The 15,093-nt window shown below is 45.9% G+C and carries 15 protein-coding genes; 8 read left to right on the top strand and 7 right to left on the bottom strand.

Features of this window, described 5'->3' with window-relative positions; translation table 11 throughout:
- Positions 1-136: 136 nt before the first annotated feature.
- From fruA to fruB, 3 genes are read right to left on the bottom strand one after another with little or no spacing between them, the layout of a single operon-like run.
- Positions 137-1,873, bottom strand: coding sequence for a PTS fructose transporter subunit IIBC (gene fruA / locus RH46_RS13970; protein ID WP_006880143.1), 1,737 nt, complete (start codon positions 1,871-1,873; stop codon positions 137-139).
- Positions 1,874-1,892: 19 nt separating this feature from the next.
- A complete protein-coding gene (gene pfkB / locus RH46_RS13965; RefSeq protein ID WP_006880141.1) occupies positions 1,893-2,867 on the bottom strand; it encodes a 1-phosphofructokinase in 975 nt (324 codons plus the stop codon).
- A 9-nt stretch (positions 2,868-2,876) separates the two neighbouring features.
- A complete protein-coding gene (fruB, locus tag RH46_RS13960) occupies positions 2,877-4,010 on the bottom strand; it encodes a fused PTS fructose transporter subunit IIA/HPr protein (protein WP_006880140.1) in 1,134 nt (377 codons plus the stop codon).
- Positions 4,011-4,324: 314 nt separating this feature from the next.
- On the opposite strand from fruB, the gene cra reads away from it, so the two are divergent.
- Positions 4,325-5,302, top strand: a complete 978-nt coding sequence (cra, locus tag RH46_RS13955) for a catabolite repressor/activator (RefSeq protein ID WP_006880139.1) — start codon at positions 4,325-4,327, stop codon at positions 5,300-5,302.
- A 66-nt stretch (positions 5,303-5,368) separates the two neighbouring features.
- On the opposite strand, the gene RH46_RS13950 is transcribed toward cra, so the two are convergent.
- Positions 5,369-5,887, bottom strand: coding sequence for a hypothetical protein (locus RH46_RS13950; RefSeq protein ID WP_006880138.1), 519 nt, complete (start codon positions 5,885-5,887; stop codon positions 5,369-5,371).
- Between the two features lie 96 nt (positions 5,888-5,983).
- Positions 5,984-6,358, bottom strand: coding sequence for a YgiW/YdeI family stress tolerance OB fold protein (locus tag RH46_RS13945; RefSeq protein WP_006880137.1), 375 nt, complete (start codon positions 6,356-6,358; stop codon positions 5,984-5,986).
- A 168-nt stretch (positions 6,359-6,526) separates the two neighbouring features.
- Between RH46_RS13945 and RH46_RS13940 the strand changes: the two genes are divergently transcribed.
- The 4 genes from RH46_RS13940 to modC are packed head-to-tail and all read left to right on the top strand — an operon-like array spanning position 6,527 to position 10,559.
- Positions 6,527-7,990: a cobyric acid synthase gene (locus RH46_RS13940; RefSeq protein WP_006880136.1), complete on the top strand. Its 1,464-nt coding sequence runs from the start codon at positions 6,527-6,529 to the stop codon at positions 7,988-7,990.
- The gene (modA, locus tag RH46_RS13935) at positions 7,990-8,757 is read left to right on the top strand and encodes a molybdate ABC transporter substrate-binding protein (RefSeq protein WP_006880135.1); all 768 of its coding nucleotides are present in this window, start codon (positions 7,990-7,992) and stop codon (positions 8,755-8,757) included. The genes RH46_RS13940 and modA overlap by 1 nt, the downstream gene beginning before the upstream one ends.
- 3 nt (positions 8,758-8,760) lie before the next feature.
- Complete coding sequence (gene modB, locus RH46_RS13930) at positions 8,761-9,459, top strand: molybdate ABC transporter permease subunit (RefSeq protein ID WP_006880134.1); 699 nt, start codon at positions 8,761-8,763, stop codon at positions 9,457-9,459.
- On the top strand, positions 9,456-10,559 hold the full coding sequence (gene modC, locus RH46_RS13925; RefSeq protein WP_006880133.1) for a molybdenum ABC transporter ATP-binding protein ModC: 1,104 nt from the start codon (positions 9,456-9,458) through the stop codon (positions 10,557-10,559). Before modB ends, modC begins: the two co-directional genes overlap by 4 nt.
- 33 nt (positions 10,560-10,592) lie before the next feature.
- On the opposite strand, the gene RH46_RS13920 is transcribed toward modC, so the two are convergent.
- Entirely contained in the window at positions 10,593-11,030 is a 438-nt protein-coding gene (locus tag RH46_RS13920; protein WP_006880132.1) for a DUF3069 domain-containing protein, read from the bottom strand.
- 225 nt (positions 11,031-11,255) lie between these two features.
- Between RH46_RS13920 and RH46_RS13915 the strand changes: the two genes are divergently transcribed.
- The gene (locus tag RH46_RS13915; RefSeq protein ID WP_006880131.1) at positions 11,256-12,188 is read left to right on the top strand and encodes a GGDEF domain-containing response regulator; all 933 of its coding nucleotides are present in this window, start codon (positions 11,256-11,258) and stop codon (positions 12,186-12,188) included.
- A 77-nt stretch (positions 12,189-12,265) separates the two neighbouring features.
- A complete protein-coding gene (locus RH46_RS13910; RefSeq protein WP_006880130.1) occupies positions 12,266-13,255 on the top strand; it encodes a Solitary outer membrane autotransporter beta-barrel domain in 990 nt (329 codons plus the stop codon).
- Positions 13,256-13,261: 6 nt separating this feature from the next.
- Here RH46_RS13910 and RH46_RS13905 read toward each other — a convergent pair whose 3' ends face one another.
- Complete coding sequence (locus RH46_RS13905; RefSeq protein ID WP_006880129.1) at positions 13,262-14,497, bottom strand: GGDEF domain-containing protein; 1,236 nt, start codon at positions 14,495-14,497, stop codon at positions 13,262-13,264.
- A 225-nt stretch (positions 14,498-14,722) separates the two neighbouring features.
- Here RH46_RS13905 and RH46_RS13900 point away from each other — a divergent pair, with 225 nt between their 5' ends.
- On the top strand, positions 14,723-15,088 hold the full coding sequence (locus RH46_RS13900; protein WP_006880128.1) for a late competence development ComFB family protein: 366 nt from the start codon (positions 14,723-14,725) through the stop codon (positions 15,086-15,088).
- Positions 15,089-15,093: the final 5 nt, after the last annotated feature.

Raw genomic sequence — 15,093 nt, 5'->3', positions numbered from 1 at the left:
TGAGCCTAACAAAATAAACGTAGTGATAATATGTGAATTCAGGGAGATATTTATTGGACTTTAGTCGTAATGGGCATAAAAAAAGCACCTCTTGCGAGGTGCCTTTTGCCTTACAGGGGAGAGGCAAAAAATCGAATTATGCTGTTGCTGATTCAACCTGCTTTGATTCTGATTTGCTCTTTAGGAATGCGTAGCCCAGACCAGTCACTGCCGTACCTGCTGCAATTGCTACTAGGTACATAACCACTGGAGTAATTGCATTAGGGATTAGCAGTACGAACAAACCACCGTGTGGAGCCATAAGTTTCGCGCCGAACAGCATAGAAAGTGCACCTGTTAGTGCGCCACCAGCCATACACGCCGGGATAACGCGCATTGGATCTTTGGCTGCAAAAGGAATCGCACCTTCAGAGATAAAACACAGACCCAGAACGAAAGAGGCTTTACCTGCTTCACGCTCACTTTGGTCAAATTTGTTTTTAGCCACAAATGTAGCCAGACCCATACCTAGCGCTGGAACCATACCTGCAGCCATGATTGCAGCCATAGGAGCATAGGTTTGCGATGCAAGCAGGCCAACACCGAATGCGTAAGCTGCTTTGTTAACCGGACCACCAAGGTCGAAACACATCATTGCGCCAAGTAATACGCCGAGCAGAACCGCGCTGTCTGAACCCATGTTGTTCAGGAAGTCAGTCAGACCGTTCATGATGCCAGAAACTGGACCACCAACGATGTAGATCATAACCAGACCAGTAAATAGGGTCGCGACAAAAGGAATGATCAGAATCGGCTTAAGTGCTTCCATTGATTGTGGAAGAGACACTTTGTCAGCAAGGAACTTAGCGGCATAACCAGCGATGAAACCAGCAGCGATACCACCTAAGAAACCAGCACCTGTAGAGCTCGCCAGCATACCGCCAACAAGACCCGGAGCCAGACCCGGACGGTCAGCAATAGAGAATGCGATATAACCTGCCAGAACAGGAATCATCAACGCAAATGCAGAACCACCACCAATGGTCATCAGAGCAGCAGCTAATGTGCCTTCTTCTTTAAATGCTTCGATACCAAATACGAACGAGAGGGCGATGATCAAACCACCGGCAACGACTACTGGCAGCATGTGAGATACGCCTGTCATAAGGTGTTTGTATGCACCTTTTTTCTCTTCCGTTGCTGAGGAACTCGTGTTACCTGAATGCTGGTAAACGGTCGCTTGTTCGAACGCGTTATCCATCTCTTGTGCAGTCTTTTTCAGAGCTGGCCCCGTTTTGGTGCGGTACATCTTCTTACCGTTAAAACGATCCAAAGGCACTTCAATGTCAGCAGCAATGATGACCAGGTCGGCATCAGCGATTTCCTGATCTGTTAACTGGTTCTTCGCGCCGACAGAACCACGAGTTTCAACCTTAATCTGGTGGCCGCGACGTTTGCCTTCTTCTTCAAGTGCTTCGGCAGCCATGAAGGTGTGCGCCACGCCAGTTGGACAAGCGGTAATCGCAACAATTTTCTTTGCTGCAGATGTGCTTTCAGTTTTAACCGCAGGGGCAGTCGATTGGGTCAGGGTCGCTGCGTTCTCAACAGCAATTTGCAAAAATGCTGTTGCGTCTTTAGCGACGGTACTAATTTGCGCTTGATAGACTTTCTTACCAACGAAACGGGACGTATCAACAGGTGTATTTGCAGCGATAATAATCGCTTCCGCTTGGTCAATATCTTCTTGAGTCAGAACGGTTGGTTCGACAACGCTTGACTGACACTCAATCTTAGCTGACCAACCCAGCTTCGCTGCCGCTTGTTCTAGTAGTCCTGCTGCAAGGATGCTGTTTGCAACCCCGCTTGGACAAGCTGTAATAATCGCAATATTCATACTGATAACCTTCTGTTCCTTAGTGTTTGTCTAAGTGCGTATTAGGGTAAAGCTCGCTAACCTCAGTTTGCAGCTTGATGTTCTCCAGTTGTTCCTCACTGGTTAATCCAACGCCCACTTGGCTAACTGCAAGTGCAGAAAGCGCGGTAGCGAAGCGCAGTAAATCGTTTTTCGGCATCACTTGCATGTGACCCCAGCACAGCCCTGCAACAAGCGTATCGCCAGCGCCCACTGTACTTACAACATTCATTTTTGGTGGCTGAGCACGCAGCCACTCGCCCTGGTTGAGCCACATAACGCCATTCGCGCCCATTGAAACAACAATGTTTTCGATGCCTTTATTGCTCAGGGTTTGTGCGGCTTGCTGGCACTGCTCGGCAGTCTCAAGATGACGGCCAACAAAATCGCCGAGTTCTTCATCGTTTGGCTTAATCAACCAAGGGTGACCATCTATACCAGAGCGAAGGGCTGCTTTGCTGCTATCAAACAGTACGCGCTTGCCTTGCTGATGAAGTGTTTCAATCCAATCTGCACACTGCTCCGGAGTTACACCGCCAGGTAAGCTGCCCGCAAGAACGAAGTAGTCGTGAGTTTCAGCCAAACGGAAAAGTGTTTCTTCAAAGCGAGCAACATCTTGTGGAGTAACTTGTACACCCGGGAAGTTGATGTCGCTGACTTCACCGTTAGCCTCAACAAGTTTGACGTTGATACGGGTAGCTCCGTCAACTTCAATAAACTGGTTGTTTACACCAATCTCATCGAAAAGCTGGTGGAATAACTCAGGATTGTCTTTGCCTAAGAAGCCGGTAACTGTAACGTCAGCGCCAAGGTCGCTAAGTACCTTCGCGACGTTTACACCTTTACCTGCAGCATGGAGATTACTTTGCTTAACCAGGCTAACCGAACCAAGATTTAACGTTTCGAGTGATCCGGTAAGATCGAGGGCAGGGTTAAGCGTTATAGTCACGACGCGGTTTGTTTTCGTTAAACTCATATCGACCTCTTAACCTTCACCAAGGCCTGCAGCAATCGCTTTGCCGATAGACTCTAATGCTTGAGGAGCGTCTGGGCCTTCTGCAGAAAACTGAAGTTGATGGCCGTGCTTAACACCAAGCGCGATGACTTTCATCAGGCTCTTAGCGTTGACTTCTTTACCGTCGCCATCAAGATTGGCAACACGAATGTTTGACTCAAACTTTTTAGCTTCAGCAACGAGCATTGCACCTGGGCGAGCATGCAATCCGTGAGTGTTCTTGATCTTGAATACAGCGCTATTGCCCGCATCTGAAGTCGCAGGTGCCTGTGGTTCACCTTTAAGAAGCGCTAACACTTGCTCAACTGATGCGTTAAGTAGTTGCTCTTGTTGCTGGTCAAAAACGATCTTAGACAGTTGGCCAAGGATCCCTTGGTGCGAATTGTTACAAGCGGCAAAAGCGACAAGACCTCGAACTTTTTCACCTTCAAACTCACAATCGTTAGCAGTAGACACAAATGAAATACCAGTGCGAGAAACTTGTTTGTCGCTACCCGTTAGCCACAAACCGTTACCAAGGTGTGTTGGTGACTTTGATACAAGGTCCGCAACGAATTCAGAACCAGCACAACCGGTATTTTTCAATAGGCCAGCCGCTACTGCGCTCATCTGAATCATGTCACTTGCCGGGAATTGAAGCTGTACCAGCGATGCGTCAAATTCTGCTTCTAGCTGAACATCACCGTTAAGCAGGGCAATGATGTCCTCAGCGCTTTTCGCGTCACGTAAGCGTTGTTCAACACCATCGGCACTGAGTACCTTAGTTAGCTGTTTAAGAATACCTAAGTGCTCATCTGATTTAGCAGCGATACCGATCGCAACGTAAACCGTGTTGTCGTCACCCCAGTTAACACCTTGAGGGAAGTGATGGACCGCAACACCTGTTGTTTTAACCATGTCGCGTGTATCGGTCGTACCGTGTGGAATGGCGATACCATTACCAAGGAAAGTAGAATTCTGTTTTTCGCGGTTAAGCATGCCTTCTACATAGCCTTGCTCTACAAGACCCGAATTAGTAAGGCTATTCGCAATGTTTTTAATCGCTTCAAATTTGTCACTTGCTGTTTGTGCCAGTGTGATATCGCTTTTCGCTAACTTAAGCATGGTGCTTCTCCAGCCTTAAGGAATTTAAAATTATTCATTTGGCCACTCAGGCCGCAAACTCTTTCTGCTTAACAACTGAATCGATTCAGCAAAAAGATAAAAATATGTGGATTCAGCTTTAGCTCTTCTAACTGTATGAAGTTAAAGGGCGGTAGTTGAGATATCTCGAGTAAATTTAGGTGATATGCTTCACTATCTCAACATTGCTGAATCCTTTCAGCTTTTATACTGAATCGTTTCAGCATATAATTCAACTCATCGCAGGATCCTTTATGAAGTATTATGATCTCGCGCACAGAACAAAGGTTGATGATATGACACTGGATGAAATAGCAAAGTTAGCAGGGGTTTCTAAAACAACGGCTAGCTATGTGATCAATGGCAAAGCTCAAAAATACAGAATCAGCGAAAAAACCCAGCGCAAAGTGATGGCGGTCGTGGATGAGCATAACTACCGTCCCGACTTAGCAGCGAGCACGCTGCGGGCAGGGCAAAGCCGTTCGTTTGGTTTGATCATTCCTGATTTAGAGAACACCAGTTACGCACGTTTAGCCAAACTGCTTGAGCAGAACTCTCGTTCGGCTGGTTACCAGATCTTAATTGCCTGTTCAGATGATGACCCTGAAACAGAAAAATCAGTGGTTCACGCGTTGGTAAGTCGTAAAGTTGATGCGTTGTTTGTTGCGAGCGTCATTCCAGAAGCCAGTGAGTACTATATTGAACTGCAAAAACGCGGTACACCTGTCATCGCGCTCGACCGTCCGTTGGATGACGAGCACTTCTCGTGTGTTATTAGTGAAGATTTCGGTGGAGCATTTGAACTCACTTCATCAGTCTTGAGTGACAATGTCACAAATATCGGTCTTATTGGGGCGTTACCAGAGCTGAATATTTCGCGCGAACGTGAGCTGGGGTTCAAGTCAGCGGTTAAACAGCATCAGGCACAGTTTCAAATCGGTTATGGTGAACACTTTAATCGTAACGACGGCAAGAAGGTGCTGAGTGATTGGTGCGACAAAGGAACCATTCCTGATGCGATTGTCACTACTTCATATACCTTGTTAGAAGGTGTACTGGATGTATTGCTGGAACGTCCGGAACTGGCAGGAAAGATAAAGATTGCTACATTTGGTGATAACCGCTTACTCGACTTTTTGCCTATGTCGATTAACTCGTTACCTCAACAATTTGAACTGATCGCTGACAGCGCAATGGCATTAGCACTTAACGCAGCGTCTAAACGTTATCAACCAGGAGTAGAGCTGGTACCGCGAAAGATAGTGGTGCGATAGCCCAGACCAATAAAAAAATAGCCCAGCGTAACTGCCGGGCTATTTTATATCGATGAATCGCAGTGATTAGTACTGGAAGCGCACTGACATAGTGATCTGTGGACCGTATAAGCCGTTGTTGCGTGTCTCAGCTGATAGCGAAAGTTGTTGCGTAGAATGAAAACGTACACCAGCGTGAGCAACAGAAGAGTCGTCATTGCGACCTAGTCGCGCTGTCGCTTCTACCTGATCGGTTAGCCAGAGGCGCACACCAACGTTCACTTCGGCCTGAGTTTCGCTTTCACCGCCGGCTTCCTGAGTGAACTTCACTTGGTGAAGTAGCAGTTGACCGTAGACATCAGCAAATTGACTGATAGGGCCATTGAAGCCAATACCACCTGCTAAGTCGTAATCTTTGTCGAATTGAGAATCCGCACGGAGGATAAAGTGCGAGTTTTCAGTGAAGAAGGTACTGAACTCTACACCTGTCATTTCAGGCCCAATAGCGGTACGAACTTCGAAGAAATTGTAATTGAAGTTATTTGCTTGGGCACTTCCACTGATACCTGCAAATGCTAAGGCACTGGCCAAGATGATCTTTTTCAAATGTAGTCTCCGACTAACAACAATAAATTGACTAAAAAAAATGGCTTGCAATAAGCAAGCCAAATAATAACGTAATCAAGAGACTAATTCAGTTAATTATAGAATTTGGATATGATCTACTTCAATTTCTGGAGTATTGCCGCCTTCATATTCACCAAATAGTCGAAGTTTTGTCGTTTCATCAACCGGTTGAGCCATAACGATGTCATCATCTAGTTCAACCTGAATTTCGCCTTTACCATCAGAGAAGATAAACGTGTCGCCTTTAACCTGGCGTAACAACACACCTTCAACGACAACATTTTTCTCAGTAAACATGCCGGTATCAGCTAGCAGAGAGTCGACCGTCGTTACTTCAACCGGACCGGTGTATGAGATACGGTTGTTTTTGTCATGGTGACCATCTTTTGCCATTGCGAAAGTTGGAGCAAGAATTAGTGTCGCTGCTGTTGCTAGAATCATCTTTTTCATTTTGGTGTTCCTTGTTTAATTAGGTAGTGCTTATTTGATGATGCTATTTAAACAGACCCATTTTGAACCCTTGCTGAGTGAGAGGTTCATATTCCGTTCATATTATTGAGGAAAAGGTAAAAAACGTTTATTATGGCGTAAACGTAAAACGACAACGTGTAGATCTTAATGCAGTCAAATTCAAAAGCGCTCATGGTACAAGGTACAACTTCAGATGCCGGAAAAAGTGTCTTAGTGGCAGGTTTATGCCGAGTGTTAGCAAGAAAGGGTATCAAGGTTGCCCCCTTTAAGCCGCAAAACATGGCACTCAATAGTGCTGTTACCCCCGATGGCGGTGAAATTGGACGCGCTCAGGCGGTACAAGCATTGGCCGCCAATATCGAATCTAACGTTCATATGAATCCGGTCCTACTTAAACCCCAAACCGATACTGGCGCACAGGTTATCTTTCAGGGCAAGGCAACCACTACCGTCGATGCCATCGGCTATCAGAGTTATAAAAAGACTGCATTGCCTGTGGTGATGGAGTCATTTGCTACTCTACAGGCAGAGTATGAGACTGTGTTGATTGAAGGTGCGGGGAGTCCGGCTGAAATCAACCTGCGCGAAAACGATATTGCTAACATGGGCTTCGCCGAAGAAGCCGATATTCCGGTGATCATTGTTGCTGATATCGATCGTGGCGGAGTATTTGCCCATCTATATGGAACGTTAGCGCTACTATCTGAATCTGAACAAAAGCGAGTCAAAGGCTTTGTTATCAATCGCTTCCGTGGTGACATTTCCTTGTTGCAACCCGGCTTAGACTGGTTAGAAGAGAAAACAGGAAAGCCAGTTATTGGTGTGTTGCCGTACCTGCATGGTTTTGACCTAGAAGCAGAGGACGCAATTAACGCTGAGCAAGTTAATGGTGAGCAGAGCAAACTTAATGTTGTTGTCCCGGTTTTACCTCGCATTAGTAACCACACCGATTTTGATGCATTGCGTGTTAATCCAGACGTCAACTTACGCTATGTCGGCGATGGGCAGCGATTAGGTCAGGCAGACCTGATAATCCTTCCTGGCTCAAAAGCGGTAAGAAGCGATCTCGAGTATTTGCGTAGTCAGGGGTGGGATAAAGATATTCAGCGTCATATTCGCCTTGGTGGCAAAGTAATGGGAATTTGCGGTGGTTATCAGATGCTTGGCAAGTGGATACACGATCCTTTGGGTATTGAAAGCGCTTCAGGTTCCACGGCGGGTTTAGGCTACCTTGATATAGAAACCGAACTTAAACCGCAAAAGACGCTGACGAACGTGTCGGGAACCATCACACTTGATGGGCAGAGTGCGCCAGTTAAGGGCTATGAAATCCACGCAGGGGTTACAACAGGCCACGCATCAGCTCCAGTGATGCTGCAATCTTCGCAGCGAGATGGGGCAACCAGTGACTCTAATCAAGTGTTTGGTAGCTACTTACATGGTATCTTCGATAATTCACAAGCTGCATCGACAATCTTTGGTTGGGCGGGTGCGACTGATGTTGCTCAGATTGACCATCTGGCAAATCAACAGCTAGCCATCAACCGTATTGCCGATGCGATTGAGCAACATTTAGATCTTAAACAACTTTGGCCTGAATTTTATCAGTAATGACAATAAGCAAACTATTCACCACTCTGTGCAGTGCGGTACTACTGACATCTAGCCTGACCGCACAGGCACAAGACAAACTACGAATTTATGCCGCTTCTTCGATGACCAATGCGGTCAATGAGCTGGTTAGTGAGTTTGAAAAACAGTCTCAAGTGCCCGTTACAACGGTATACGCAGGCACCTCATCGTTAGCGCGTCAGATTCATCAGGGCGCGCCAGTAGATTTGTTTATTGCAGCCAATATTAAATGGATGAATTACTTGGTTAAACAACAGGTTATAAGTAGTGACGTTGTAACCAACATTGCGGCGAACCAGCTGGTTGTGGTAACGCCTGTAGATCAAAAAGGCACGTTGAAGGTTAACGATAGTGACTCTTGGCTCAACTACTTACAAGGTCAGCGAATCGCAATAGGCCAGACGAATGCAGTGCCAGCTGGTATCTATGCAAAGCAGTCGCTTGAGTCCCTGTCAGTATGGCCTCAGCTTCAAGGTGTACTCGCGCCGACGAACAATGTTCGTATTGCGCTGACCTTAGTTGAGCGTAAAGAGGTGCCATTAGGTATCGTCTATAAAACAGACGCAATGATGAGCAGCGGGGTAAAAGTCGTTGCAGAATTGCCAGAATCGAGTCACGACGCGATAATTTACCCAATGGCCCAACTTAACGCTAAGCCGCAGACCAAACAGTTTTCCGCGTTTGTACAATCGCAACAAGGTCAACAGATCTTAAAAAGTTATGGCTTTGCAGTGGAGCCTCGTTAGGGAATGAATGTGCTAACAGAATATGAATATCAAGCACTTATACTGAGCTTAAAAGTCGCATTTTTTGCCATTCTGTGGCTTATTCCGCTCGGAATTGGGCTAGCCTGGTTATTAGCGCGTAAGCAGTTTATTGGTAAAAGCTTTGTCGATAGTCTGATCCATTTGCCACTAGTGCTACCTCCGGTTGTGATCGGCTATTTGCTGCTGATTTCGATGGGCAGACAGGGTTTTATTGGTCAGTGGCTCTACCAACAATTTGATCTCGTCTTTTCTTTCAGTTGGAAAGGGGCTGTATTGGCGTGTGTGGTTGTCGCTTTGCCACTTATGGTTCGCTCTATCCGACTCAGCCTTGAAAGTGTCGACAACCGCTTAGAGCAGGCTGCAGCGACTCTCGGAGCTTCGCCTGTTAAGATTTTCTTTACCATCACACTGCCTTTGACTATTCCGGGGATCATTACCGGTACTATGCTTTCGTTTGCTCGCAGCCTTGGTGAATTTGGCGCTACGATCAGTTTCGTTTCTAACATTCCTGGTGAAACACAAACGATCCCGCTGGCCATGTACAATTTTATCGAAACCCCGGGTTCAGAAGCTGAAGCGATGCGCCTATGTGTGATCTCCATTGCTATCGCATTAGGTTCTTTGGTGGTTTCTGAGTGGTTAAGTCGTATCAGTGTCAAACGTCTGGGAGGGAGCGCATGAGCCTAGAAATCTGCTATCAGCAAACCCTTGGCGACACTAAGTTTGATATTGACTTAACCTTGCCTGAGAAGGGCATTACAGCGGTGTTTGGCCGCTCAGGTGCAGGCAAAACGTCACTAATTAATGTCATCGCTGGCTTAAAGACCCCGTCTGGCGGCCATATTCGAATCAATGGTGTCACGCTTTACGATTCACAGCTACGAATTAATATTGCCGTTCACAAACGTAACGTTGGCTATGTATTTCAGGATGCGCGTCTGTTTCCACATTATAAGGTGGTTAAGAACCTGACTTATGGCGTGAAAAAGGCAGATGCAGCACACTTTAAAGTAATCGTAGAACTACTGGCTCTAGAGCCGTTGTTAGAGCGCTACCCACATCAACTTTCTGGTGGTGAAAAACAGCGTGTGGCGATTGGCAGAGCGTTACTGTCTAAGCCAGATATTCTGTTGATGGACGAGCCGTTAGCGTCACTCGATCTACCACGCAAGCGAGAAGTATTACCGTACCTCGAACAGTTGGCTCATAACATTGAGATCCCAATCATCTATGTCTCGCATAGCCTTAATGAAGTGTTACGTCTGGCGCAACATCTGGTGGTTGTGGAGCAGGGCAAAGTAGCAGTAGCAGGACCGATAGAGCAGGTGTGGTCATCGAAAGCAATGAAACCCTGGCAATCTTTCTCTGAACAGAGCTCTCTGTTTGAAGGACGTCTGTTAGAGCACAACACGCAATACGCATTGTCCAAAGTCGAACTCGCGCCGGATATTGCACTGTGGGTGCAAAAAATCCATGGTGACTTAGGTTCTCAGGTTCGTTTACAAGTGCGAGCTAATGATGTGTCGCTAATGCTTGATAAACCAGAGCGCACTTCGATCCGGAACATATTTAAAGCGACTATTTCAGCGTTAGAAACTCACTCTAGCGGTCAGGAGCGTCAGAGTGTTGCGGTGCAACTCAAGCTGGCAGAAGCGTGTTATCTGGGGGCGACGATCACAGCTTGGGCGAGGGATGACCTTGAGCTAGAGGTGGGGATGTCTGTCTACGCTCAGATAAAGGGCGTAAGTGTCGCCCAAAGGGATATTGTACTTTCCAACTAAAAAACGCCGCTAAAAGCGGCGTTTTTGATTTTCTTACTTAGCGAATACGTCAGTGAAGTCGCGTTTAAGAATTGGGTCACGACGCGCTTTCTTAATTTGCTTAACCATGTCTTTCACACAGTTGTGAAGAACCTGATCAAGTAGGGAAGCACGGTACTCTTCTTTTTGCTCGTCGGTCATGTCTTCTGGTAGTTTCAATGTTGGAAACTCTTCCATCACGTTGATACCAGCGAATGCCTGACTTACAGAAATCAGTGCGTGGAACTGCTCAAAGTTGTCCAACACGTTTTGTGCGCTGTTTGGTAGCTCATTCCAAGCTTCACGTACTGCTTCTTCAGATACTTCATGGATTGACGTCACCATGTAGTGCATCGCTTCTGGAACCTCATCAAATTCAATTACTTGACGAAGTTCTGCTGATACTTCTGCTAAATCTACTTTTGGCTGTTCTGTTTGATTAACGTCAGACATGTATGTTTTCTCTTAAAATGTATGTATTAACCGCGCTATCGTAAAAAATTGGGGCTAAAAGTCAACCTTCAATGGATGATTAACCTCAGGTGGAGTATGCTTTGTTTAAGCATGTGATTTCTTAATTGTTTTTGTTTAATTTTGAGTAAGCGAAGGCAATATCGCCGAATTAGCATTAGATGCGCTGTTTAGGATACTGATAAATTGGAAATAACCGGTTCTTCGATGAAAATTTTGTTGGTTGATGACGTTCAGATGGAGCGTATTCAACTGGCTATACGTTTGAAACAACTAGGCCATACGGTTGAGATGGCTGATTCGGGAAGCCGTGCGTTAGAACTCTACCCTCAATTTGAACCAGAGTTGATTCTGTTAGACATCTCTATGCCAGACATGAATGGCTTTGAAGTGTCGAGCAAAATTCGTGAGACTTACCCTGACTGGGTTCCGATCATTTTCCTCAGCGGCCATGATGAACCGAGTATGGTCGCTAACGCGATAGAGGCGGGCGGTGATGACTATCTGGTTAAGCCGGTCGACAAGATTGTGCTCAACTCCAAACTGGTCGCAATGCAGCGGATCGCTTTTATGCGTCGTGAGTTAAAGCAAAAAACAGCAGCGTTAGCCAAAGCCAACGAAGAGTTAGCCAAACTCGCTCAGGAAGATGGCCTGACCAAAGTTAAGAATCGACGTTGCATCGACGAAAAGCTTCAAGAGATGATCACTATGCACGGACGCCACGAGCTGCCTCTGAGTCTGATATTGCTTGATGTCGATCGCTTTAAACTCTACAACGACAACTATGGTCACCTTGAAGGGGATCGTTGCCTTATCTCGATTGCCAATATTCTGAATAAGCTGTTTGAGCGCAGCGGTGAGGTTGTTGGTCGCTACGGTGGAGAAGAGTTTGTCGTTATCCTTGGTCATACTGATCAAACCAAGGCTCTGAAAGATGCGCAGCGCATTCAGGACTCACTTGCTGAGGCAAGTATCCCACACCTATATAGCGACATATCTGATTTTGTGACGGTGTCACAGGGTGTCTACAGTAAAGTACCAAGTGGTCGCGAAAGTATCGATGAATTCTATGACTTAGTCGATAAGCAACTCTATCAGGCTAAGGTCTCTGGTCGTAACCAATATAAGTTCTCTGAGTAGTCATTTTTGTCTATTGCCAGCTTTTCGATTTAACGTTAACTTATTCTTGTTATTGATGTATTTTGGTTCAATTCCACATGTCATTTTCTCGTGCATCTCGTTATATTAGCTTACCGCTACTCGCCGTTTCTCCTTTGGCGTTGGCGCAAGGCAGCCAAGCTTATCAGGCGTATTTAGAGCAGGCATTTGCTGCGGCGATTGTATTAACCGACAGTGATGTTTTTACCTTTGGTGTTCACGATTTTGATCCCAACGAATGGTTCAATCTCGATAACGAAGATATCGGCTCGCAAGAGTCTGTGTTGTTACGCCAACAAATCGCGGTCTCTGCTCTGCCTTATACCATCGATTTGAGCGATGAAGACGCGATTCATAAACACCAGATCTTTACCCGCTTTTCTGTATTAGGTTCGCGGCAGGATTATGAGATTCGCCCACAAGATACTGACGATTACCAACATGAGTTTGTCTTAGGTGCATTTACTGCCTACCGCTACAAATATCAGCTCACCGACTTCTGGACAGTGACTCCGGGGGTCGGTGTTCATTTGCAATATTTTCGCAATAATCATGATTACCGCAGCGAATTTGCAAATGAGATCGTTAAGCCAGCGCTCGACAACGTAATTTTCAACACCGATGCATGGGCACTATCGGTCGAGCCACATGTTGAGTTCAAGTACAACGAGCCAACATCGTGGGGCAGTTGGAATGTCGCTTCTTCATTCCATTACTTTTACGGACACGGCTGGGGTGAAGCTAACTACGGCCAGGTGGGTAATCCTGAAGGGTGGTATACCGCTAATGGTATCGAAGCCTATTACAATGTCAGCCAGCTGGGTCGCTCAGTACAGTCTATTTATTCGAGTTTTCGTCGGATTGATATTGGAGGGGATACCAGTCAGCCACTAGGCACGCCGTATTATTATGAAGGCTCAATTGGTTGGTTAATGACGCCTCCATTTGAATCGGATTTGATCGACAATGTCGGCATTGGTCTTAATATCAATTACGGCAGCAATCTTAAAGGGGGCAGTATCGTACTGTTCTTTAATCAGGCTGACTAACTCGGATTAGGCGATGCAGACCTTGTTACGACCAGACTGTTTCGCCTTATACAAGGCCGAGTCAGCACTCTTCATTACCGTATAAACGTCGTTTGATTCACTGCTGTCAGCGACACCAATACTGATCGTGACGTTAACGCTATCCTGATTCTTTTTCCCGCCGCGCTTTTTAGAACCTACTTTGTCGTCTTTAGGGCGTGCATCCTGATTTCGTAGCGTCATCTGGTAGGACTCAATAGAGCTCCTGAGTAACTCCAAGTGATCTTGGGCTTCATCTGCTAACTTGCCCTTAAACAGCACGGTAAATTCTTCACCGCCGTAGCGATAAACCTTGGCACGTCCACCAACCAGTTGCAGACGGCTGGCAACCAGCTTAAGTACGTCATCACCCGTATCATGACCATAGGTATCGTTAAACGATTTAAAATGGTCAATGTCGAGCATGGCGATGGTGTAGCGTCTACCCAGATGACGAAGATCTGACTCAAGGGCTAATCGACCTGGAATATCGGTTAACGTGTCTTTAAACGCCAGCTCGTAGCTGGCAGAGAGTAGGTAGACCAACAACAATATGCCAGCTAGCGAGAACATAGTGCTGGAAATGTGAGGCACATGGAAAAAGACAAACGTGGTCGATGCCAGTAAAGTCGTTGCGTAGAGCACAACATCGATAATTCGATTATGACTTAGTACACAAATGGCAAAAATAAGCACCATTGCCAGCGAGTAAATCACTAATATAAATGGTAATTTTGACACAGCGGGAACGACAAAGAGGAAAGTCTCATTGATATTGTCGAAACCTCCGTCGTAAAAGTGTGCCAGTATCAGATAGCACCACAAAACGAACAGCCCTAGCTTTGCCAGATAGAAGGCAAATGAACGTGAAAATAAGTTGCTGTCTTTATAGCTGTAAACCAACACTAGCGCGATCGGCAATAAAGCCGCTAACAGTGACAGTTCTAAAATGGTGGTGCCCGATGATAAAGGCGATTGAAGACGGTTTTGAATCAACCAGTAGGTAACGGCAAGGGCGCTTGCAGCCATTGCGATTCGACTCTGTTTAAATGGGTTGGCTAGTACTATCGCAGTAGCAAATAGCACGAAAGGCAGTTTGGTCACAAAGCCGATATTGGCCTGCGTCAATCTGATAACGTTATCCATGCCAAAGGCAATAAACGTCAACAGTAGCAGTGGTAACGCTATCCGGAACCAATTTGTAGTGACGATGGAAAACGACATGCAACCTAGCCTGAGTTGAAACAATTGTTGATTATTAACTCGTTAAGAATACTTTTATTTGATGAATTTCCAAGCTTTTTACTAAACTTATCTATGAAAACCTAAGGCGTGTATAAATTGTGTTCAAAAATTGGTGTTTGGTTATCCAATGCGATTGAATCAACATGCCATAGTGTAAGATGATATCAACGTTAGGATTGGTAACTCTAAAGGGAGTTGAGTTATATGCAGATTAGTGTCGACGTACATAACTACATGGAAACTCTGGTAGGGCAAGTTTTGGCTCAACCTGAGTACATTGAGAATTTCGACCATGAGCAGCTGGCAGACTTAGCTTGTCTCGCGCTGAGTCAGTTGAGACCGGTCTATATCCGCCACGATATAGACTTCTTGTCAGCGCTGCCGGAAAAGCGCCTTGTCACACTCAAACGCTACGCCGCGATCGCGGTAGAGGCAGCAGAAACGATGATCGTTGACGACAGACGCAAAAATAGGAAAGATGAAGTGCCTGTTGTGTTTAGCAAACAGGTATTTGACGATGATATCGAGTTAGAGTGGTTCGAAAAACCACTTCTACAAAAAGCAAAGTAATAACC

The sequence above is a fragment of the Vibrio brasiliensis LMG 20546 genome, from assembly GCF_000189255.1.
Taxonomy (GTDB): Bacteria; Pseudomonadota; Gammaproteobacteria; order Enterobacterales; family Vibrionaceae; genus Vibrio; species Vibrio brasiliensis.
The sequence above is the reverse complement of the archived record's forward strand: the minus strand, read 5'-3'. Positions and strand labels throughout refer to the sequence as shown.